The organism is Roseburia sp. MSJ-14 (genome assembly GCF_018918225.1).
Taxonomy (GTDB): Bacteria; Bacillota; Clostridia; order Lachnospirales; family Lachnospiraceae; genus Petralouisia.
Window position 1 is genome coordinate 104,276 of record NZ_JAHLQD010000016.1, and the last position, 17,523, is coordinate 121,798.

Sequence of the window (17,523 nt, forward strand, 5' to 3'; positions counted from 1 at the left end):
TTTCTTATATTATTACATTATTACAATATCTCTTAGAAAATCTTCTTCATTATAAAACCGGGTGTATTCCATTTCGGAATATCCCCGGTCACATCACAATTAGCTTTCGTTTTCACTCACTTTTATTTTTTGTTGAAAAAATAATATGGGATCTTGTTCCCCCTTTTTGAGGAACTCCTCCGCCCAGGAAATCAAGCTGTTTATCATATTTTCAAAATCCTGCTGAGGTAAGTCTCCTAACGTCTCCATTACTCCCCACATTCGAGCAAACCACGCTGTAAGCTGACAAACTTCATACTCTTTCACATTTTCAATTTGAAAACATTGTGATTCTTCCATATCATGCTTGGTCAATATTGGATGACTCTTTTCTATTACCATGCAAACCTCTGGCTTCTGAATCTGATAAAACCGATATTTTTCACAAATAGCATTGGGTACATATCTTAAAAAGGAATTTACATCAAATATTTTTGCTGCTGAATATTTCTCCCATCCCTCTTCTGTTTTGCAATACTCCAAACATGCCTCATAAATTGCCTGTTTCAAATCAAAATTTTCTGTTGGAACTTCAAATTGTACTACCTCTGCCAGCTTACCACTATCATTTACTATCACTGTTTTTACCATTAACGGTCCTCCGTTATATGTACCTTTTTCTTTTTATGCTAACGGACTTTTCTTTTTCTTTGTAAACTCTACGATTGAACCAATAATAGCCAAAATACCACCTAATATAATCAACATTGCTCCAATCCCTATCTGCGCACCATAATCAAATGCCGGTGAAAGATCAGCACATACAACTCCTATCATTATTACTGCCGGAATAAAGCTAAATTTTCTTGCTCTTGGTAAAACTCCAAGTACTCCTGCAATAATTGCCAAGACCAGTATTCCCAAACCTTCTGTTTGAGTAGTTTCACTCATAAAAGCAAGAGATTCTCCCATGAAAGTTATCGCTGGCATAAATGTTCCAATTACTGAAAGTACTGCACCAACTAAAATCAACCAATTCATTCCTTTGCTTTCTGCTTTCTTTCCCTGTACCCTTGCTCCACAATTAGGGCAAATCACACTGTTCTCCATAACTTCTTTTCCACATTGTTTACAATACATAACATTTTACCTCTTTTCTTTTGTTTTTATTTTTTTGCTTTCACTACTAAGACAAGAGCAATTTCAAAAAAGTTTTATATTTTTTTAAATTTTATAAATTTTTTTCTTATTCCTTATTGAATGTATATTTCTTGTATACTTTCCTTTATTATACTCAATATTTTAAGTATAGTCAACAAATTAAGTATGTTATCTTTTTATTAGAAACAAAAGCGAGGTGCCTATTTTGATTTCATATAAACCCTTTTATGATACTCTTTTCAAAAAGAATATGACAGAATACGAACTAATATTTAAACATGGACTTTCCGCAAATACGCTTTACCGCATGAAAAAGGGAGAAGCTATTACTACGAAAACACTTGATACCTTATGCTTTATTCTAGATTGTACCGTGTCTGATATTATCGAATATCAACGTCCACAATCATAGAAAAAAGAGCCACCACAAAAGATACATTTCAAATACCTTTTGCAGTGGCTCTTATATTTTTACTTTTTCCGATTCTCTTATACTAACTCAAGAAGAACTTCTAAAGCACCGTCACCTTTACGCTGACCAATTTTAACGATTCTGGTGTATCCACCGTTACGATCTGCATATTTTGGAGCAATTTCGTCAAATAACTTGGTTGCAACGTCTACTGTCTTGGTGTTCTTTTTCTTTCCAGCGTTTTCAGTTGGTACAGATTTTACAGTGTAAAGCACTTTATTCATCTGACGTCTAGCATGTAAACGGGAAGGAAGGTCTTTTTTGACTTTCTTCTCTACTTCATCGTAAACAGTAACTTTCTTACCATCTACAACTTCTTTTACTCTCTTGCCATCTTTGTCCTTGCGGGCAACTTTAGCAGTTACAGTAACCTCTTCAAAGTTATCTTTTTCTTTTACAGCTAAAGCGATTAATCCTTCTGCTACTTTACGGATTTCTTTTGCTTTTGCTTCTGTTGTAACAATTCTTCCATTATTTAATAATGCTGTTACCTGGTTTCTGATTAAAGCTTTTCTCTGATCAGAAGTTCTACCTAATTTTCTATACTTTGCCATTTTAATAATCCTCCATTTGTGGAATATCTGACGATGCCTTTTGGTCTTACTCACCAAATATTATATACTTGTTTGTGTGCCACTCATGAATCTAACGTGGCTTCGCCTTTTGGTCTTACAAACCTCGCTGTATATGAGTACGAACCAGGAACGTGATGGAACTCTATTCATTCCATCACTGTTATAGATTCTACAAATCTACTTTTATTCTTCACCTGGGTTTAGCTGAAGTCCTAATTCTTTTAATTTTGCTAATACTTCTTCTAAAGACTTACGTCCAAGGTTACGAACCTTCATCATGTCTTCCGGTGTTCTATTTGTCAATTCTTCAACAGTGTTGATACCTGCTCTCTTCAAGCAGTTGTAAGAACGAACGGATAACTCAAGTTCATCAATATTCATCTCAAGAACTTTTTCTTTTGCATTGTCTTCTTTTTCAATCATGACTTCTGCTGTTCTTGCATTCTCGGATAAATCAATGAACAGATTCAAATGCTCACTTAAAACTTTTGCTGCTAAACTTACTGCTTCATCAGGCTCTAAAGTACCATTTGTATAAACATCTAAAGTAAGTTTATCATAGTCTGTAATCTGACCTACACGAGTGTTTTCAATTGACAGGTTTACACGCTCTACTGGAGTGTAAATAGAATCAACTGCAATTACTCCGATAGGTACATCTTCACTCTTATTCTTGTCAGCGCTAACGTATCCTCTTCCCTTGGTAATGGTTAATTCCATATATAATCTGGAATCAGCACCACCGTTTAAGTGAGCAATTACCAAGTCTGGATTCAATACCTGGATATCCGGATCAACCTGAATATCCGCTGCTGTTACTACGCCTTCGCCTTCAAATTCGATGTAAGCAACTTTAGACTCGTTTGTTGAGCTGGTGTTTTTTAATGCCAGATTCTTGATGTTCATGATAATTTCCGTTACATCTTCCTTAACACCTGGAATTGAACTGAATTCATGCAATACACCATCGATTTTTACCTGGCTGACTGCTGCTCCCGGCAAAGAAGAAAGCATAATTCTTCTTAAAGAATTACCAAGGGTAGTACCATAACCTCTCTCTAACGGTTCCACAACAAATCGGCCGTACTTTTTGTCTTCTGAAATCTCAGCAATTTCAATTTTTGGTTTTTCAAAATCGAACACTACAAAGTCCCTCCTTTTCGGGTATCGTTGCTCATTAATTATTATTTAGAATACAACTCGACGATAAGCATTTCGTCTACTGGAACGTCAATAACTTCTCTGCTTGGTAATTCTTTTACAGCGCCTTTCAAGTTTTCCTGATCAACGTCTAACCAATCCGGAACTAATCTTCCAGCAGTTACCTCTAAGATATCTTTATATCTCTGAGATCCTTTGCATTTTTCTTTGATTTCAATTGTATCTCCAGCTTTTACTAAGTAAGAAGGAATGTTTACCTGTTTTCCGTTTACTAAAACATGCTTATGGTCAACAATCTGTCTAGCTTCTTTTCTAGTTCTTGCGAAACCTAATCTGAAGATTACATTATCTAATCTGCTTTCCAGAATGATCATGAGGTTTTCACCAGTCATACCTTTCATTCTGTCTGCTTTCAAATAATAGTTATGGAAAGGTTTTTCCAATACACCATAAATGAATTTTGCTTTCTGTTTTTCTCTTAACTGAAGTCCATACTCAGATACTTTCTTATTTGCTCTCTTTAACTGTCTGTTGGACTTTTTATCTATTCCTAAATAAATTGGATCTAAACCAAGAGATCTACATCTCTTAAGAACTGGAACTCTATTTACTGCCATCTTAACCTATACCTCCTAATTAGACTCTTCTACGTTTTGGTGGACGACATCCGTTATGAGGTACTGGAGTAACATCTTTAATACTTGTTACTTCAAGACCGCATGCCTGAAGTGCACGAATTGCTGCTTCTCTTCCTGAACCAGGTCCTTTTACCATTACGTCTACTGTTTTTAAACCATGTATAAGAGCTGCCTTTGTAGCAGTTTCTGCTGCCATCTGTGCAGCATATGGAGTAGATTTCTTTGAACCTCTAAAACCAAGACCGCCTGCACTTGCCCATGATAAAGCATTTCCTTCAGCATCTGTAATAGTTACAATTGTATTGTTAAAAGATGACTGAATGTGCGCCTGTCCGCGTTCAACGTTTTTCTTCACACGACGTTTTGTCACTTTTTTTGCAGTGTTTTTAGCCATATCTAAACTAACCTACTTTCTCATTCTTTTCTATAATTTACTTGTTACCATTTAAGGAAGTTCTGTTCGCTAACCTCAAGCTACACCTTAAAAAGGGGCTTGCTCTCGCTAATCTCACAGAACGGCTTTCCCACTATCCTCGGGCTACGACTGTCAGCCTGCCCTCATTAAGTGTTCAATGCCTATTTTTTCTTGTTTGCTACTGTTCTCTTTGGACCTTTTCTGGTTCTTGCATTAGTCTTTGTCTTCTGACCACGAACTGGAAGTCCTTTTCTATGACGAATTCCACGATAACATCCGATTTCCTGTAATCTCTTGATGTTCATAGCGATTTCTCTTCTTAAATCACCTTCTACTGTCTGGGATTCATCGATTACTGCACTGATTCTCTTTACTTCTTCATCAGTTAAATCTCTAACACGAGTATCAGGATTAACGTTTGCTGCTTCTAAGATACGGGTAGCACTAACTCTACCAATACCGTAAATATAAGTTAATCCAATCTCAACACGTTTTTCTCTTGGTAAATCTACACCTGCGATACGAGCCATGTGTGTTGTACACCTCCATTAATTTCTAAAAATGTTATTTGGTATGCACTGCATACCGGTAGCATTGTGGCAAATCTGCAACATAATCCGCCTAATACACGAAAAACAAACATATACAGCTACGGTTGCTCGTCCTGAAATGTGTGTATATCTTTGCCTTGTGTCAAAATATTCTGTTTATACCTTGTATTCCGCTTTCCTCGGTATCAAAAAAGGGGAACCCGGTGGCATATACCGGTTATTATGAATAGTGAGCAACCCTTCCGGGTGTTTCACTACAGCCGCACATAAATAATTCAAACAAATAGGGAAGTTCTATTTACTAACTTTCGTTAGATAAGAACTTTTTCACAAGGAAGTTCTGTTCGCTAACCTCAAGCTACGCCCTATAAACGGTCTTGCTTTCGCTAATCTCACAGAACGGTCTCACACTAAATTCACGCTTCGCTCATAAGCTTGCGTTCATTAAGTGTTTCCGACCTAACCCTGTCTCTGTTTGTGTTTTGGGTTTTCACAGATAATTCTGATGCTTCCCTTTCTTTTGATGACTTTGCATTTTTCGCAAATAGGCTTTACTGATGATCTTACCTTCACAGCAATTCCTCCTTTCCCAATTGTAAAAGCCCCTGTTTTACGGGTTTTCCGCATTTTCAAGGGTCTACTCCAAAAGTGTCCGAATAACATTATATCATCGGACACTTGAAAAAGCAAGCAATTTTGGGGCTTTTTTCAACTTTTTATTTATCACGCCAAATGATTCTTCCTTTTGTCAAATCATATGGGGACATCTCAATGGTTACTTTGTCACCAGGCAATATACGAATAAAATTCATTCTTAATTTTCCACTAATATGTGCAAGAATCTGATGACCATTTTCAAGTTCTACCTGGAACATTGCATTTGGTAATTTTTCTACAACTGTTCCTTCTACTTCGATTACATCTGCTTTTGACATTCTTATCTTCCTCCTAATTTGCAATAAAGCTTAATGGCTCTTTTTATTTCTTCGTTCCGAAAATTATCTTTTCCAGTAAACACCTCTGTAACTTCTTTCGGAAGCTTTTTTATAATCTGAATATGCTTTTTGTTCTTTTTCTTTGGCTTTTCCAGAAGTTTGTACTTCCCGTCTGCCAGATAATACATATCGGCTTCTTCTTTTATAATTACATAAATGTTGTCCTTATCGTGACCGGATTTTGATATTGCTAGATTGATATTCATCTACGTTCCTTCCTCTTTATATGAAAGTTCTTTTTGCTATATAATTGAACATTAGTAGTTCAATTATCATGAGCTCAAGCTACGCCTTTCAGGCTTGCTTTCTCTAAGCGTAAAGAACGGCCTCGCACTAAGCTCTGTCTTCGCCTTTCGGCTCACCAATCCCTAAGTTGCTTTCGGTCTCTGTAAGAGTTAAAATCTCCGGTTCTCCATCAGTGATTAAAATTGTATTTTCATAATGCGCTGATAAGGAACCATCCTCTGTTACAACTGTCCAATCATCACTTAACCATTCCACATCTGGACGTCCTGCATTTATCATTGGTTCAACTGCAAGGGTCATCCCCGATTTCAGACGTACTCCTCTACTCTTTTGAGCAAAGTTTGGTATCTGCGGATCTTCGTGAAGATGAGTTCCGATTCCATGTCCTACTAATTCTCGAACTACTCCATAGCCAAAACTTTCTGCATAGGCGCCAATTGCATTTGAAATCTCGTGCAAATGATTTCCATCTTTTGCGTATTTAATGCCTTCAAAAAAACTCTGCCGTGTTCTTTCTATTAATAGTGCTGCTTCCTTCGAAATCTCTCCTACACCGTGGGTTCTTGCTGCATCAGAATGGTAACCTTTATAAATAACACCGGCATCTAAGCTTACAATATCACCTTCGTGAATCAAATGCTTTTTGGTCGGAATTCCATGTACCACTTCGTTGTTTACAGATACACATATTGCTGCTGGATATCCATTATAGTTTTTAAAGGAAGGAATACATCCAAAACTGCGAATCATTTCCTCTCCCAGCTTATCGATTTCCCAGGTAGACATTCCCGGTTTCAATTCTTTCCCAAGATTTTCGTGAACCTTTGCCAGAATTTTTCCTGCGGCACGCATTAATTCAATTTCTCTGGCAGATTTTATTGATACTGACATGTTTTACGCTCCTAAAATTTCCACGATGGCTTTGAATACATCTTCCATCGGTTGAACACCATTTACAGTTTTCAAGATATCTTTCTTCTTATAATAATCAATCAACGGCTGTGTCTGCTCATGATATACTTCCAAACGTTTCTTTACTGTTTCCGGCTTATCATCGTCTCTTAATACTACTGGGCTTCCACAACGATCACAAATTCCTTCTACTTTTGTTGGAATAGAAACAATGTGATAAGTAGCTCCGCAATTTAAGCAGGCACGTCTTCCAGACATTCTTGTAATAATGTTTTCGTCTGGTACATCTACATCAATGGCATAATCCATTTTTTCATTTATTTTCTCAAGTGCTGCATCCAAAGCTTCTGCCTGTGGAATAGTTCTTGGGAAACCATCCAGTACAAAACCGTTTTTACAGTCATCCTGTTGTATTCTGTCTGCTACCAATTCAACTACTAACTCATCTGGAACTAACAAGCCCTGATCCATAAATGTCTTTGCTTTCTTTCCCAATTCAGTTCCATTTTTAATATTTGCTCTAAAAATATCTCCTGTGGAAATATGTGGGATGCTATACTTATCTGCAATTTGTTTTGCCTGAGTTCCTTTTCCTGCTCCCGGTGCTCCCAACATAATAACTTTCATAACGATTCCTCCATAATTCTCTTAAAAACAACTTTAGTGCACCGTGGGAGATGCACTTAGCACCTCCCTGGTACACATACTAGTCATTCAAAAATCCTTTGTAATAGCGAACTAACATCTGTGACTCAATTTGTTTTAATGTTTCAATAATAACACCAACAATAATGATAATAGATGTTCCACCGAACGATACGCTTGCATCAAATACTCCATTAAAGAAAATTGGAATAATTGCTACAATCATAAGTCCGACTGCTCCTACAAAAATGATATAATTCAATATCTTTGTTAAATAATCGCTGGTTGGCTTTCCTGGTCTGATACCCGGAATAAATCCTCCCTGGCGTTTCATATTGTTTGCAATTTCAAGTGGATTAAAGGTAATTGATGTATAGAAATATGCGAATGCAATTACTAATACAATATACAACAGTAATCCCCAGCTATAAACTGGTTGTTTTGGATTACACCAGTAAGACTGAGATAATCCATGAAGAATCTTGCTTCCGACTCCTGTTCCCTGACCTTTACCCAAAATGGTAGCAATCAATACTGGCATCTGCATAATGGACTGTGCAAAAATAATTGGAATAACACCAGCTGTATTTACTTTCAAAGGAATGTAGCTGGTCTGACCACCAACCTGTTTTCTTCCCTGAATTTTCTTACTATACTGAACCGGTATCTTTCGTTGTCCATCCTGAAGAAATACAACGAAAACAACTGTTACTAAAATAACTGCAATAATAACAACCGTTGCAATAATTGCATTACCAACATTTGCTGCATTTGCAATGAACTTTGTATACAAAGTCATCAAATCGTCTGGCATACGGGATAAAATGTTAATTGTCAATACAATAGAAATACCGTTTCCAACACCTTTTTCCGTAATTCTTTCGCCAATCCACATAAGCGCTGCGGAACCAGCTGTTAAGGAAGTAACCATCATAATTACATTTAATGCATCAAACTTTTCCAGATATCCGCTACGACCAAATCCAATTGCCATAGCTACTGACTGGATTACCGCAAGTGCAACCGTTACATAACGTGTAATCTTGGTCATTTTCTTTCTTCCATCTTCGCCATCCCTTTGCATTTCTTCCAACTTTGGAATAGCAATGGTAAGAAGCTGAATAATAATGGAAGATGTAATGTACGGTGTAATGTTCAGTGCAAATACTGACATCTGCTCAAATGAACCACCTGTAATAGCATCAAAAAAGTTCAGTGCATCTACTCCCTGGTTTGCAAACCAGTTAGCAATTACTTCACTGTTGACACCAGGCAGGGGTAACTGAGACCCCAGTCTGATGACAACTAACATTGCTAATGTATAAAAAATACGATTCCTAATGTCCTTTATTTTAAATGCGTTACGGAATGTCTCCAGCATTAGATCACCTCTGCTTTTCCGCCCAGAGCCTCAATCTTTTCTTTAGCGCCTGCGCTGAAGGCATTTACCTGTACAGTGAGTTTCTTTGTAAGTTCACCGTTTCCAAGAATCTTAACGCCATCTCTTGGATTTTTAACGATTCCTTGCTCCAGTAATGTTTCTACTGTTACAACTGCATCGTTATCGAATACTTCTAAAGCGGATACATTAATTCCAACGATTGTCTTAGAATTTCTGTTCTTAAATCCTCTCTTAGGTAATCTTCTGTATAATGGCATCTGACCACCTTCGAAACCAGGTCTTGGTGCTCCGGAACGAGCTTTCTGTCCCTTGTGTCCTTTACCTGCGGTCTTACCATTTCCTGAACCGTGTCCACGTCCTCTTCTGAAATTATCACTGTGTTTTGAACCTTCTGCTGGCTGTAAATTTGATAAGTCCATTCTGACACCTCCTTACTTTAATCTTAGATTTCTTCTACTTTTACTAAATGTCTTACTCTCTGAATCATACCTCTGACTGCTGCGTTATCCGGCATTTCTACAGTATGATTTACTTTTCTTAAACCTAAAGCCTCGATTGTTTTCTTATTCTTTGGAACAGCGCCAATTGTAGACTTTACAAGTGTAATTTTTAATTTTTCTGCCATCTTCAATTCCCTCCTTAACCAAGTATCTCTTCAACAGATTTACCGCGAAGCTTAGCTACTTCTTCTGGAGATTTCAACTGACTTAAAGCATCAATAGTAGCAAGAACTACGTTCTGCTTATTGTTGGAACCTAAAGATTTTGTACGGATGTTCTTAATTCCTGCTAATTCACATACATTACGCGCAGGACCACCTGCGATAACACCGGTACCTTCAGGAGCTCTTTTCAGTAATACAGATGCACCGGTATGTTTTCCGGTAATATCATGAGTAATACTGTTGTTATCATCTAATTTTACAGAAATCAGTTTCTTCATAGCATCTTCTTTTCCTTTGCGAATTGCTTCTGGAATTTCAGCTGCTTTTCCTAAGCCTGCACCTACATGACCGTTGCCGTCACCAACAACAACCAAAGCTGTAAAACGGAAGTTACGTCCACCTTTAACAACCTTTGTTACACGCTTAATTGATACCACTTTTTCTGTTAATTCTAATTGACTAGCATCAATAATTGTACGTTTCATGTAATTGTCTCCTCCTATTAAAAGTCTAATCCAGCTTCTCTTGCTGCATCAGCTAACGCTTTGATTTTTCCCTGATATATGAAGCCGCCTCTATCGAAGACAACAGTGGTAATACCTTTTTCTAATGCTTTCTTTGCAATTACAGTTCCAAGATGTGCTGCTGCGTCAACATTATTTGTCTTTTCTAATTCTGCCTTTACATCTTTCTGAAGTGTAGACGCGGAAACCAATGTATTTCCTACTGTATCGTCAATAATCTGTGCATACATATGATTATTGCTTCTAAACACAGCTAAACGTGGTCTTTCGGCTGTACCGGAGAAACGATTACGCATTCTGCTATGTTTTTTAATACGAACTTCTGCTCTTGATTTTTTACTAACCATTTTTTGTTCCTCCTATATTATTTCTTACCAGTCTTACCAACTTTACGTCTAATAACTTCATCAGCATACTTGATACCTTTTCCTTTGTAAGGTTCAGGTCTTCTCTTATCTCTGATTTCAGCTGCGTACTGGCCAACTTTTTCTTTATCAATACCGGAAACAATAATTTTGTTACCGTCAACTTTAGACTCTAATCCTTCTGGATCTTCCATCTCTACTGGATGAGAATATCCAAGGTTTAATGTTAAAACTTTTCCAGACTTAGAAGCTCTGTAACCAACACCGTTTACTTCAAGCTCTTTGGTATAACCATCAGTTACACCAACAACCATGTTGTGAATTAAAGTTCTTGTTAAACCATGTAAAGATTTCATTTTCTTTAAATCGTTTGGTCTTGTTACAACAACTTCAGAACCTTCTAATTTGATTTCCATTTCTGCTGGAAGGGTTCTCTCAAGAGTTCCCTTCGGACCTTTTACAGTCACATGATTATTTTCTGCAATATCAACAGTAACTCCTGCTGGTACCGCGATTGGCATTCTTCCTATACGTGACATGCCCGTACCTCCTAATTTTATTTTCTTCTTATTATAGCTGTACTAGCTACAATCAAACCTCCAAAGTTCCGCTCGACTAACACGCTGCTCTCGCCAGAAACAAGCTCGGCACCGTTAAGTCTCGGGAACGGCTTTCGCACTATGCTCGAAAATACCTCGCCAAGTGCTCAATGCCTACCATACGTAAGCGAGAACTTCTCCGCCTACAGCTAATTTTCTTGCTTCTTTATCTGTTACAACACCCTGGTTTGTAGAAAGGATTGCAATTCCAAGTCCTCCCAAAACCTTTGGAATTTCGTTTTTGCCAGCGTATACACGAAGACCTGGCTTGGAAATTCTCTTCAGTCCTGTAATAATCTTTTCATTCTTATCTTTTCCGTATTTTAACTCAATACGAATAGTTTTGAAGTTACCATCTTCTACGATATCGTATTTTGCAACATATCCTTCTTTTACAAGAATATCTGCAATTGCAATCTTCATCTTGGAAGCTGGAACGTCTACTGTATCATGTTTAGCAGTGTTTGCATTACGAATTCTTGTAAGCATATCTGCGATTGGATCACTCATAGTCATGATGTTTCATTTCCTCCTTTTCCGGCCTACCAAGAAGCCTTCTTTACACCCGGGATCTGTCCCTTATAAGCTAATTCACGGAAGCAGATTCTGCAAATTCCGTATTTTCTTAAATATGCATGTGGACGTCCACAAATTCTGCAACGATTGTATTCTCTGGTAGAGAATTTCGGTTTGCGCTGCTGTTTAATTTTCATAGATGTTTTTGCCATATTGAAATTCCCTCCTTATTATTTTGCAAATGGCATATTGAACTGTGTCAATAATTCACGAGCTTCTTCATCGGTCTTTGCAGTAGTAACGAAGATAACATCCATACCACGCACTTTGTCAACCTTATCGTACTCAATTTCTGGGAAAATTAACTGTTCTTTAATACCAAGAGCGTAGTTTCCTCTTCCGTCAAATGCGTTTGGATTGATACCTCTAAAGTCACGCACACGAGGTAAAGCCAAGTTGATTAAACGATCCAGGAATTCATACATTTTGTCGCCTCTTAAAGTTACTTTACATCCGATTGGCATTCCTTCTCTGATTTTGAAGTTCGCTACGGAATTCTTAGCTCTGGTTACAACAGCTTTCTGACCTGTAATGGTTTCCATATCGCTGATTGCTGCGTCTAAGAGTTTTGCATTTTCTTTTGCTTCACCAACGCCCATGTTGATAACGATTTTATCAAGCTTTGGTACTTCCATTTTATTTTTATATTCAAATTTTTTCATCAGAGCGTCTACGATTTCGTTCTGATAAGTTTCTTGTAATCTAGTACTCAACTGAATGGACCTCCTTCCTTCTATTAGTCAATTACATCGCCAGTAGATTTGGCAAAACGTACTTTTTTATCTCCGTCCATTTTGAATCCTACACGAGTAGCTTTTCCTTTATGAACATACATTACGTTAGAAATATCAACTGGTCCTTCCTGATGAATGATACCACCCTGCTGATTAGCCATGCTTGGTTTTGCGTGCTTGGTAACCATGTTGATACCTTCTACCAGAACGGTGTTGTCTTTTTTATTTACAGCAATAACTTTGCCTTCTTTGTCTTTGTCTTTTCCAGCGATAACTTTTACTGTATCACCTTTTTTAATTTTTAAAGTTGACATCGACCCACCTCCTATAATACTTCCGGAGCTAAGGAAACAATTTTCATAAACTGTTTCTCACGAAGCTCTCTAGCAACTGGTCCAAAGATACGGGTTCCTCTTGGGGTTTTGTCATCTTTAATGATAACAGCCGCATTCTCATCAAATTTGATATAAGAACCGTCTTTACGACGAGCACCTTTTTTTGTACGAACTACTACAGCTTTTACTACATCGCCTTTTTTAACAACGCCGCCTGGTGTTGCATCTTTAACCGTAGCAGTGATGATATCTCCGATATTTGCATATCTTCTTGTAGAACCGCCCATAACACGGATACATAATAATTCTTTTGCTCCAGTATTATCAGCTACTTTCAGTCTACTTTCCTGTTGAATCATGCTGGTAGCCTCCTTTATTTCGCTCTTTCAATGATTTCTACAAGTCTCCATCTCTTATCTTTAGATAATGGTCTTGTTTCCATTACTCTGACGGTATCACCGATTTTGCATTCGTTGTTTTCGTCATGAGCTTTTAATTTATAAGTTCTTTTTACGATTTTATTGTATAATGGATGTCTTACGTTATCTGCAACTGCAACAACAATAGTCTTATCCATCTTATCACTTACAACTTTGCCTGTACGTGTTTTTCTAAGATTTCTTTCCACGATTTATTGCTCCTTTCGTTCAGGATAATTAAGCTTCTTTTGCTTTTTCAGTGATAATCGTCTGAATTCTAGCGATATTCTTACGAACCTCTTTGATTCTTCCGGTATTATCTAACTGATTAGTAGCATTCTGGAATCTTAAGTTAAAAAGTTCTTTCTTTGCAGCTACTAACTGTTCGTTTAATGCTGCTACAGATTCTTCTCTTAATTCTTTTACATAATTACTAGTTTTCATTTGATTCACCGCCTTCTAAGTCTGCACGCGAAACTACTTTACATTTACAAGGTAATTTGTGTGTAGCAAGACGTAATGCTTCACGAGCTGTTTCTTCTGGAACTCCTGAAACTTCAAATAAAACACGTCCTGGTTTCACAACAGCTACCCAAAACTCCAAGTTACCTTTTCCTTTACCCATACGAACTTCAAGAGGTTTATGTGTAATTGGTTTGTTTGGGAAAATCTTAATCCATACTTTACCACCACGTTTCATATAACGTGTCATTGCGATACGCGCTGCTTCAATTTGATTTGCTTTAATCCAACATGGTTCTGTAGCTACAATACCGTACTCACCATTTGAAATTTTATTTCCTCGTGAAGCTTTTCCCGCCATAGAACCACGGAACTCTTTACGATGCTTTACTCTTTTTGGCATTAACATTATTTATCGCTCCCTTCCTTTGCTGCCTTTGTTGGAAGTACCTCGCCTTTGTAGATCCAAACCTTAACGCCGACTTTTCCGTAGGTTGTATCTGCTTCAGCGAATCCATAATCGATATCTGCTCTTAATGTCTGAAGTGGAATAGTTCCTTCAGAGTAGAATTCGGTACGAGCCATATCAGCTCCACCTAAACGACCGGAACAAGATGTTTTGATACCCTGTGCTCCTGCCTTCATACATCTTCCCATACAAGACTTCATTGCTCTACGGAAGGAAACACGATTCTCTAACTGTAAAGCGATGTTTTCAGCTACTAACTGAGCATCTTTGTCTGGTCTCTTTACTTCTTTGATGTCTACAACTAATTTCTTATCTGTAAACTTCTGAAGTTCTGCTTTTACTTTTTCAATTTCAGCTCCACCTTTTCCGATTACAACACCTGGCTTTGCTGTGTAAAGAATTACTTTTACGCGGTCAGATGCTCTTTCGATTTCAATCTTAGAAACGCCTGCTGCGTATAATTTCTTTTTCAGATATGTTCTAATATTGTAGTCTTCTACTAAGAAGTCTGCAAAATCTGCTTCCGCATACCACTTAGAGTCCCAATCTTTGATTACACCGACTCTTAAGCCATGAGGATTCACTTTCTGTCCCATGATTGCCCTCCTATCTTTCATCAAGCACAACTGTAATGTGGCTCATTCTCTTTTCGATTCTGTAAGCTCTACCCTGTGCTCTTGGTCTAACTCTCTTCATTGTAGGTCCTTTGTTTGCAAAGCACTCTGCTACATAAAGGTTTTCCGGATTCATTCCGTTGTTGTTTTCTGCATTTGCAATTGCAGATTTTAATAATTTTTCTATTACGCTTGATGCGTATCTTGGATTGTAAGCCAGGATAGCCAGTGCTGTCTGCACGTCTTTTCCACGGATTGCATCTAATACGAAGCAAGCTTTCTGAACTGACACTCTAGCATAAGATACTTTTGCTGAAGGTCTGGTGTCTTTCTGTGCGTTTCTTTCTCTCTTAATTTGACTTCTATGTCCTTTCGCCATGGATGAAACCTCCTTTCAAATTCTTTTGATTAACGAACTTTTGATTTCTTTTCGTCTTTTCCATGTCCTCTGTAAGTTCTTGTTGCAACGAACTCACCAAGTTTATGTCCAACCATATCTTCGGTTACATATACTGGTACATGTTTTCTTCCGTCGTGAACAGCGATTGTATGTCCAACGAACTGTGGGAAAATAGTAGAACGGCGAGACCATGTCTTAATAACAGATTTGTCTCCTGCTGCGTTCATAGCGTCTACTTTTTTCAATAAACTTGCATCAGCAAATGGTCCTTTTTTCAGTGAACGAGCCATAATTTACCTCCTTGATTCTTGCCCCGTTTTCCGGGCACGAGTGTGCCCTTGGGTGCCTCCTATTATTTCAGAGCTCTACCGTCTCTTCTTCTTACGATAAGCTTGTTAGATGATTTGTTCTTCTTTCTGGTCTTTAATCCAAGAGCAGGTTTACCCCAAGGAGTACATGGACCTGGACGTCCGATTCCTGCCTTACCTTCACCACCACCGTGTGGATGGTCATTTGGGTTCATAACAGAACCACGAACTGTTGGGCGGATACCCATGTGACGTTTACGTCCTGCTTTACCAATCTTAACAAGGTTGTGATCTGTGTTTCCTACAACACCAACGGTTGCTCTACAGATAATTGGCACCATTCTCATTTCACCGGATGGTAATCTTAATGTTGCATATTTACCTTCCTTAGCCATTAACTGTGCGCTGTTTCCTGCGGAACGAACTAACTGTCCGCCTTTTCCAGGATATAATTCAATGTTGTGTACCTGAGTACCAACTGGAATATTTTCTAATGGTAAGCAGTTTCCAACTCTTACTTCTGCTTCTGCACCACTCATAACAGTCATTCCGTCTGTTAATCCTTCTGGAGCAAGAATGTAAGCTTTTTCACCATCTGCATAGCAGATTAAAGCGATATTAGCTGTTCTGTTTGGATCGTATTCGATACCAACAACAGTTGCTGGGATACCATCTTTCTTATTTCTCTTGAAATCAATGATTCTGTATTTTCTTCTAGATCCGCCACCGCGATGTCTAACAGTAATTTTACCCTGATTGTTACGACCAGCATTTTTCTGTAAGGAAACTACTAAAGACTTCTCTGGAGTAGTTTTTGTGATTTCAGAAAAATCAGAACCGGTCATATTTCTTCTGGAAGGTGTATATGGGTTATATGTCTTAATTCCCATGATGTTTCTCCTTTCGATTCTGGTTAAGTTTATTATCGCACTTTACTGTGCCTAAGTTCCAATCTCTTACAGTCCAGCAAAAATTTCAATATCCTTGCTATCTTCTGTTAACTGTACGATTGCTTTCTTGGTTTTAGCAGTTTTACCAACTACCATACCTCTTCTTTTCTTCTTGCCGTCGATGTTCATAGTGTTTACACTTGCAACTTTTGTTCCTTCGAACATTTTTTCAACAGCTTCTTTAATCATAGTTTTGTTTGCGTCCGGATGTACCAGAAATGTGTATTTCTTTTCGCCCATAGCGTTCATACTCTTTTCTGTGATAACCGGTTTGAGGATTACGTCATAATATTGTACGTTTGCCATTATGCATACACCTCCTCGATTGTTGCTACGGCATCCTTGGTTACTACTACGGTGTCGTATTTCAAAATATCATATACGTTGATAGTATTTGTCAGTGCAGTCTTTACTGCCGGAATATTTCTTGCAGATAATACTACGTTCTGATCATTTTCATTTAAAACTACAAGAGCTTTATTTACTTTCAGGTTGTTTAATACTTCCTGGAACTTCTTTGTTTTTACTTCATCTAATTTTAATTCGTCAACAACGATGAACTTGCTGTCGTTTACTTTAGATGTTAATACAGATTTAAGAGCTGCTCTCTTTTCCTTCTTATTTAACTTGAAGGAGTAATCTCTTGGTACCGGAGCGAATACAACACCGCCGCCTGTCCATTGCGGAGCTCTGATAGATCCCTGTCTTGCATGACCTGTTCCTTTTTGTCTCCATGGTTTTCTTCCGCCACCGCGAACTTCAGAACGTGTTTTTGCTTTCTGTGTTCCCTGACGGTTATTTGCGAGCTGCTGAACAACTGCCATGTGTACTAAATGTTCATTGATTTCAACACCGAATACTGCATCGTTGAGCTCAAGGCTTCCAACTTCTTTGCCTTCCATATTATAAATAGCTACGTTAGCCATCGCTTAGTTCCTCCTTTCCTATCAAG

33 protein-coding genes are annotated in these 17,523 nt (G+C 37.9%); 1 reads left to right on the forward strand and 32 read right to left on the reverse strand.

The annotated features are described in order from the left end of the window. Nucleotides 1-99: 99 nt before the first annotated feature. Nucleotides 100-630, reverse strand: a complete 531-nt coding sequence (locus KQI83_RS07100) for a hypothetical protein (protein ID WP_216556020.1) — start codon at nt 628-630, stop codon at nt 100-102. Nucleotides 631-663: 33 nt separating this feature from the next. Further along, the gene (locus tag KQI83_RS07105; protein ID WP_216556023.1) at nt 664-1,119 is read right to left on the reverse strand and encodes a zinc-ribbon domain-containing protein; all 456 of its coding nucleotides are present in this window, start codon (nt 1,117-1,119) and stop codon (nt 664-666) included. Nucleotides 1,120-1,390: 271 nt separating this feature from the next. Between KQI83_RS07105 and KQI83_RS17195 the strand changes: the two genes are divergently transcribed. Then, complete coding sequence (locus KQI83_RS17195) at nt 1,391-1,552, forward strand: helix-turn-helix domain-containing protein (protein ID WP_253295542.1); 162 nt, start codon at nt 1,391-1,393, stop codon at nt 1,550-1,552. A 77-nt stretch (nt 1,553-1,629) separates the two neighbouring features. On the opposite strand, the gene KQI83_RS07115 is transcribed toward KQI83_RS17195, so the two are convergent. From KQI83_RS07115 to rplD, 30 genes are all read right to left on the reverse strand, one after another. Continuing rightward, nucleotides 1,630-2,166 carry a bL17 family ribosomal protein gene (locus tag KQI83_RS07115; RefSeq protein ID WP_216556028.1) on the reverse strand — a complete coding sequence of 179 codons (537 nt, stop codon included), beginning with the start codon at nt 2,164-2,166 and terminating at the stop codon, nt 1,630-1,632. A 204-nt stretch (nt 2,167-2,370) separates the two neighbouring features. Continuing rightward, the gene (locus KQI83_RS07120) at nt 2,371-3,330 is read right to left on the reverse strand and encodes a DNA-directed RNA polymerase subunit alpha (RefSeq protein ID WP_216556031.1); all 960 of its coding nucleotides are present in this window, start codon (nt 3,328-3,330) and stop codon (nt 2,371-2,373) included. Between the two features lie 41 nt (nt 3,331-3,371). Then, nucleotides 3,372-3,965, reverse strand: a complete 594-nt coding sequence (gene rpsD, locus KQI83_RS07125) for a 30S ribosomal protein S4 (protein ID WP_216556035.1) — start codon at nt 3,963-3,965, stop codon at nt 3,372-3,374. A 19-nt stretch (nt 3,966-3,984) separates the two neighbouring features. Next, nucleotides 3,985-4,380, reverse strand: a complete 396-nt coding sequence (rpsK, locus tag KQI83_RS07130) for a 30S ribosomal protein S11 (RefSeq protein ID WP_216556038.1) — start codon at nt 4,378-4,380, stop codon at nt 3,985-3,987. A 182-nt stretch (nt 4,381-4,562) separates the two neighbouring features. After that, nucleotides 4,563-4,931: a 30S ribosomal protein S13 gene (rpsM, locus tag KQI83_RS07135; RefSeq protein WP_216556041.1), complete on the reverse strand. Its 369-nt coding sequence runs from the start codon at nt 4,929-4,931 to the stop codon at nt 4,563-4,565. 480 nt (nt 4,932-5,411) lie between these two features. Then, nucleotides 5,412-5,525 carry a 50S ribosomal protein L36 gene (rpmJ, locus tag KQI83_RS07140; protein WP_003022746.1) on the reverse strand — a complete coding sequence of 38 codons (114 nt, stop codon included), beginning with the start codon at nt 5,523-5,525 and terminating at the stop codon, nt 5,412-5,414. Nucleotides 5,526-5,668: 143 nt separating this feature from the next. Beyond that, complete coding sequence (infA, locus tag KQI83_RS07145; protein WP_016213352.1) at nt 5,669-5,887, reverse strand: translation initiation factor IF-1; 219 nt, start codon at nt 5,885-5,887, stop codon at nt 5,669-5,671. A 2-nt stretch (nt 5,888-5,889) separates the two neighbouring features. Then, nucleotides 5,890-6,153 (reverse strand): hypothetical protein, encoded by a 264-nt coding sequence (locus KQI83_RS07150; protein ID WP_216556044.1) that lies wholly within the window; start codon nt 6,151-6,153, stop codon nt 5,890-5,892. 127 nt (nt 6,154-6,280) lie between these two features. Next, on the reverse strand, nt 6,281-7,084 hold the full coding sequence (gene map, locus KQI83_RS07155) for a type I methionyl aminopeptidase (protein ID WP_216556047.1): 804 nt from the start codon (nt 7,082-7,084) through the stop codon (nt 6,281-6,283). A 3-nt stretch (nt 7,085-7,087) separates the two neighbouring features. After that, nucleotides 7,088-7,732, reverse strand: a complete 645-nt coding sequence (locus tag KQI83_RS07160; RefSeq protein WP_216556050.1) for an adenylate kinase — start codon at nt 7,730-7,732, stop codon at nt 7,088-7,090. A 79-nt stretch (nt 7,733-7,811) separates the two neighbouring features. Continuing rightward, complete coding sequence (gene secY, locus KQI83_RS07165; protein ID WP_216556052.1) at nt 7,812-9,131, reverse strand: preprotein translocase subunit SecY; 1,320 nt, start codon at nt 9,129-9,131, stop codon at nt 7,812-7,814. Beyond that, complete coding sequence (rplO, locus tag KQI83_RS07170; RefSeq protein ID WP_075721574.1) at nt 9,131-9,571, reverse strand: 50S ribosomal protein L15; 441 nt, start codon at nt 9,569-9,571, stop codon at nt 9,131-9,133. The genes secY and rplO overlap by 1 nt, the downstream gene beginning before the upstream one ends. A gap of 23 nt (nt 9,572-9,594) precedes the next feature. Next, nucleotides 9,595-9,777, reverse strand: a complete 183-nt coding sequence (gene rpmD, locus KQI83_RS07175) for a 50S ribosomal protein L30 (protein ID WP_216556055.1) — start codon at nt 9,775-9,777, stop codon at nt 9,595-9,597. Nucleotides 9,778-9,791: 14 nt separating this feature from the next. After that, a complete protein-coding gene (gene rpsE, locus KQI83_RS07180; RefSeq protein WP_216556058.1) occupies nt 9,792-10,301 on the reverse strand; it encodes a 30S ribosomal protein S5 in 510 nt (169 codons plus the stop codon). Between the two features lie 17 nt (nt 10,302-10,318). Then, entirely contained in the window at nt 10,319-10,687 is a 369-nt protein-coding gene (gene rplR, locus KQI83_RS07185) for a 50S ribosomal protein L18 (RefSeq protein WP_075721577.1), read from the reverse strand. A 17-nt stretch (nt 10,688-10,704) separates the two neighbouring features. Continuing rightward, nucleotides 10,705-11,244, reverse strand: coding sequence for a 50S ribosomal protein L6 (gene rplF, locus KQI83_RS07190; RefSeq protein ID WP_216556061.1), 540 nt, complete (start codon nt 11,242-11,244; stop codon nt 10,705-10,707). Between the two features lie 174 nt (nt 11,245-11,418). Then, nucleotides 11,419-11,820: a 30S ribosomal protein S8 gene (gene rpsH / locus KQI83_RS07195; protein WP_216556064.1), complete on the reverse strand. Its 402-nt coding sequence runs from the start codon at nt 11,818-11,820 to the stop codon at nt 11,419-11,421. A 26-nt stretch (nt 11,821-11,846) separates the two neighbouring features. Further along, nucleotides 11,847-12,032, reverse strand: coding sequence for a type Z 30S ribosomal protein S14 (locus tag KQI83_RS07200; RefSeq protein ID WP_216556066.1), 186 nt, complete (start codon nt 12,030-12,032; stop codon nt 11,847-11,849). Nucleotides 12,033-12,050: 18 nt separating this feature from the next. Further along, nucleotides 12,051-12,593: a 50S ribosomal protein L5 gene (gene rplE, locus KQI83_RS07205; RefSeq protein ID WP_216556069.1), complete on the reverse strand. Its 543-nt coding sequence runs from the start codon at nt 12,591-12,593 to the stop codon at nt 12,051-12,053. A gap of 23 nt (nt 12,594-12,616) precedes the next feature. Next, nucleotides 12,617-12,928: a 50S ribosomal protein L24 gene (rplX, locus tag KQI83_RS07210; protein ID WP_216556076.1), complete on the reverse strand. Its 312-nt coding sequence runs from the start codon at nt 12,926-12,928 to the stop codon at nt 12,617-12,619. An 11-nt stretch (nt 12,929-12,939) separates the two neighbouring features. Beyond that, the gene (rplN, locus tag KQI83_RS07215; RefSeq protein ID WP_135989520.1) at nt 12,940-13,308 is read right to left on the reverse strand and encodes a 50S ribosomal protein L14; all 369 of its coding nucleotides are present in this window, start codon (nt 13,306-13,308) and stop codon (nt 12,940-12,942) included. Nucleotides 13,309-13,322: 14 nt separating this feature from the next. Further along, nucleotides 13,323-13,580, reverse strand: a complete 258-nt coding sequence (gene rpsQ, locus KQI83_RS07220) for a 30S ribosomal protein S17 (RefSeq protein ID WP_216556149.1) — start codon at nt 13,578-13,580, stop codon at nt 13,323-13,325. Nucleotides 13,581-13,605: 25 nt separating this feature from the next. Continuing rightward, nucleotides 13,606-13,812 carry a 50S ribosomal protein L29 gene (gene rpmC / locus KQI83_RS07225; protein ID WP_075721585.1) on the reverse strand — a complete coding sequence of 69 codons (207 nt, stop codon included), beginning with the start codon at nt 13,810-13,812 and terminating at the stop codon, nt 13,606-13,608. Further along, entirely contained in the window at nt 13,802-14,239 is a 438-nt protein-coding gene (gene rplP, locus KQI83_RS07230; RefSeq protein ID WP_216556079.1) for a 50S ribosomal protein L16, read from the reverse strand. The genes rpmC and rplP overlap by 11 nt, the downstream gene beginning before the upstream one ends. Further along, entirely contained in the window at nt 14,239-14,895 is a 657-nt protein-coding gene (gene rpsC / locus KQI83_RS07235) for a 30S ribosomal protein S3 (protein ID WP_075721587.1), read from the reverse strand. Before rpsC ends, rplP begins: the two co-directional genes overlap by 1 nt. 10 nt (nt 14,896-14,905) lie before the next feature. Continuing rightward, entirely contained in the window at nt 14,906-15,292 is a 387-nt protein-coding gene (gene rplV, locus KQI83_RS07240) for a 50S ribosomal protein L22 (protein ID WP_216556082.1), read from the reverse strand. 29 nt (nt 15,293-15,321) lie between these two features. Then, a complete protein-coding gene (gene rpsS / locus KQI83_RS07245; protein WP_216556086.1) occupies nt 15,322-15,603 on the reverse strand; it encodes a 30S ribosomal protein S19 in 282 nt (93 codons plus the stop codon). 62 nt (nt 15,604-15,665) lie between these two features. Continuing rightward, complete coding sequence (gene rplB, locus KQI83_RS07250) at nt 15,666-16,511, reverse strand: 50S ribosomal protein L2 (protein WP_216556088.1); 846 nt, start codon at nt 16,509-16,511, stop codon at nt 15,666-15,668. 66 nt (nt 16,512-16,577) lie between these two features. Beyond that, a complete protein-coding gene (gene rplW / locus KQI83_RS07255; RefSeq protein WP_216556091.1) occupies nt 16,578-16,877 on the reverse strand; it encodes a 50S ribosomal protein L23 in 300 nt (99 codons plus the stop codon). After that, entirely contained in the window at nt 16,877-17,497 is a 621-nt protein-coding gene (gene rplD, locus KQI83_RS07260) for a 50S ribosomal protein L4 (RefSeq protein WP_075721592.1), read from the reverse strand. The genes rplW and rplD overlap by 1 nt, the downstream gene beginning before the upstream one ends. Nucleotides 17,498-17,523 lie beyond the last annotated feature (26 nt).

What these genes read in the sequence shown, in the direction of transcription:
- KQI83_RS07100 (WP_216556020.1), bottom strand. Translation starts at nt 630, where the DNA reads ATGGTAAAAACAGTGATAGTAAATGATAGTGGTAAGCTGGCAGAGGTA.
- KQI83_RS07105 (WP_216556023.1), bottom strand. Translation starts at nt 1,119, where the DNA reads ATGTATTGTAAACAATGTGGAAAAGAAGTTATGGAGAACAGTGTGATT.
- KQI83_RS17195 (WP_253295542.1), top strand. Translation starts at nt 1,391, where the DNA reads ATGACAGAATACGAACTAATATTTAAACATGGACTTTCCGCAAATACG.
- KQI83_RS07115 (WP_216556028.1), bottom strand. Translation starts at nt 2,166, where the DNA reads ATGGCAAAGTATAGAAAATTAGGTAGAACTTCTGATCAGAGAAAAGCT.
- rpsD (WP_216556035.1), bottom strand. Translation starts at nt 3,965, where the DNA reads ATGGCAGTAAATAGAGTTCCAGTTCTTAAGAGATGTAGATCTCTTGGT.
- rpsK (WP_216556038.1), bottom strand. Translation starts at nt 4,380, where the DNA reads ATGGCTAAAAACACTGCAAAAAAAGTGACAAAACGTCGTGTGAAGAAA.
- rpsM (WP_216556041.1), bottom strand. Translation starts at nt 4,931, where the DNA reads ATGGCTCGTATCGCAGGTGTAGATTTACCAAGAGAAAAACGTGTTGAG.
- infA (WP_016213352.1), bottom strand. Translation starts at nt 5,887, where the DNA reads ATGTCAAAAGCAGATGTAATCGAAGTAGAAGGAACAGTTGTAGAAAAA.
- KQI83_RS07150 (WP_216556044.1), bottom strand. Translation starts at nt 6,153, where the DNA reads ATGAATATCAATCTAGCAATATCAAAATCCGGTCACGATAAGGACAAC.
- map (WP_216556047.1), bottom strand. Translation starts at nt 7,084, where the DNA reads ATGTCAGTATCAATAAAATCTGCCAGAGAAATTGAATTAATGCGTGCC.
- KQI83_RS07160 (WP_216556050.1), bottom strand. Translation starts at nt 7,732, where the DNA reads ATGAAAGTTATTATGTTGGGAGCACCGGGAGCAGGAAAAGGAACTCAG.
- secY (WP_216556052.1), bottom strand. Translation starts at nt 9,131, where the DNA reads ATGCTGGAGACATTCCGTAACGCATTTAAAATAAAGGACATTAGGAAT.
- rplO (WP_075721574.1), bottom strand. Translation starts at nt 9,571, where the DNA reads ATGGACTTATCAAATTTACAGCCAGCAGAAGGTTCAAAACACAGTGAT.
- rpmD (WP_216556055.1), bottom strand. Translation starts at nt 9,777, where the DNA reads ATGGCAGAAAAATTAAAAATTACACTTGTAAAGTCTACAATTGGCGCT.
- rpsE (WP_216556058.1), bottom strand. Translation starts at nt 10,301, where the DNA reads ATGAAACGTACAATTATTGATGCTAGTCAATTAGAATTAACAGAAAAA.
- rplR (WP_075721577.1), bottom strand. Translation starts at nt 10,687, where the DNA reads ATGGTTAGTAAAAAATCAAGAGCAGAAGTTCGTATTAAAAAACATAGC.
- rplF (WP_216556061.1), bottom strand. Translation starts at nt 11,244, where the DNA reads ATGTCACGTATAGGAAGAATGCCAATCGCGGTACCAGCAGGAGTTACT.
- rpsH (WP_216556064.1), bottom strand. Translation starts at nt 11,820, where the DNA reads ATGACTATGAGTGATCCAATCGCAGATATGCTTACAAGAATTCGTAAT.
- KQI83_RS07200 (WP_216556066.1), bottom strand. Translation starts at nt 12,032, where the DNA reads ATGGCAAAAACATCTATGAAAATTAAACAGCAGCGCAAACCGAAATTC.
- rplX (WP_216556076.1), bottom strand. Translation starts at nt 12,928, where the DNA reads ATGTCAACTTTAAAAATTAAAAAAGGTGATACAGTAAAAGTTATCGCT.
- rplN (WP_135989520.1), bottom strand. Translation starts at nt 13,308, where the DNA reads ATGATTCAACAGGAAAGTAGACTGAAAGTAGCTGATAATACTGGAGCA.
- rpmC (WP_075721585.1), bottom strand. Translation starts at nt 13,812, where the DNA reads ATGAAAACTAGTAATTATGTAAAAGAATTAAGAGAAGAATCTGTAGCA.
- rplP (WP_216556079.1), bottom strand. Translation starts at nt 14,239, where the DNA reads ATGTTAATGCCAAAAAGAGTAAAGCATCGTAAAGAGTTCCGTGGTTCT.
- rpsC (WP_075721587.1), bottom strand. Translation starts at nt 14,895, where the DNA reads ATGGGACAGAAAGTGAATCCTCATGGCTTAAGAGTCGGTGTAATCAAA.
- rplV (WP_216556082.1), bottom strand. Translation starts at nt 15,292, where the DNA reads ATGGCGAAAGGACATAGAAGTCAAATTAAGAGAGAAAGAAACGCACAG.
- rpsS (WP_216556086.1), bottom strand. Translation starts at nt 15,603, where the DNA reads ATGGCTCGTTCACTGAAAAAAGGACCATTTGCTGATGCAAGTTTATTG.
- rplB (WP_216556088.1), bottom strand. Translation starts at nt 16,511, where the DNA reads ATGGGAATTAAGACATATAACCCATATACACCTTCCAGAAGAAATATG.
- rplW (WP_216556091.1), bottom strand. Translation starts at nt 16,877, where the DNA reads ATGGCAAACGTACAATATTATGACGTAATCCTCAAACCGGTTATCACA.
- rplD (WP_075721592.1), bottom strand. Translation starts at nt 17,497, where the DNA reads ATGGCTAACGTAGCTATTTATAATATGGAAGGCAAAGAAGTTGGAAGC.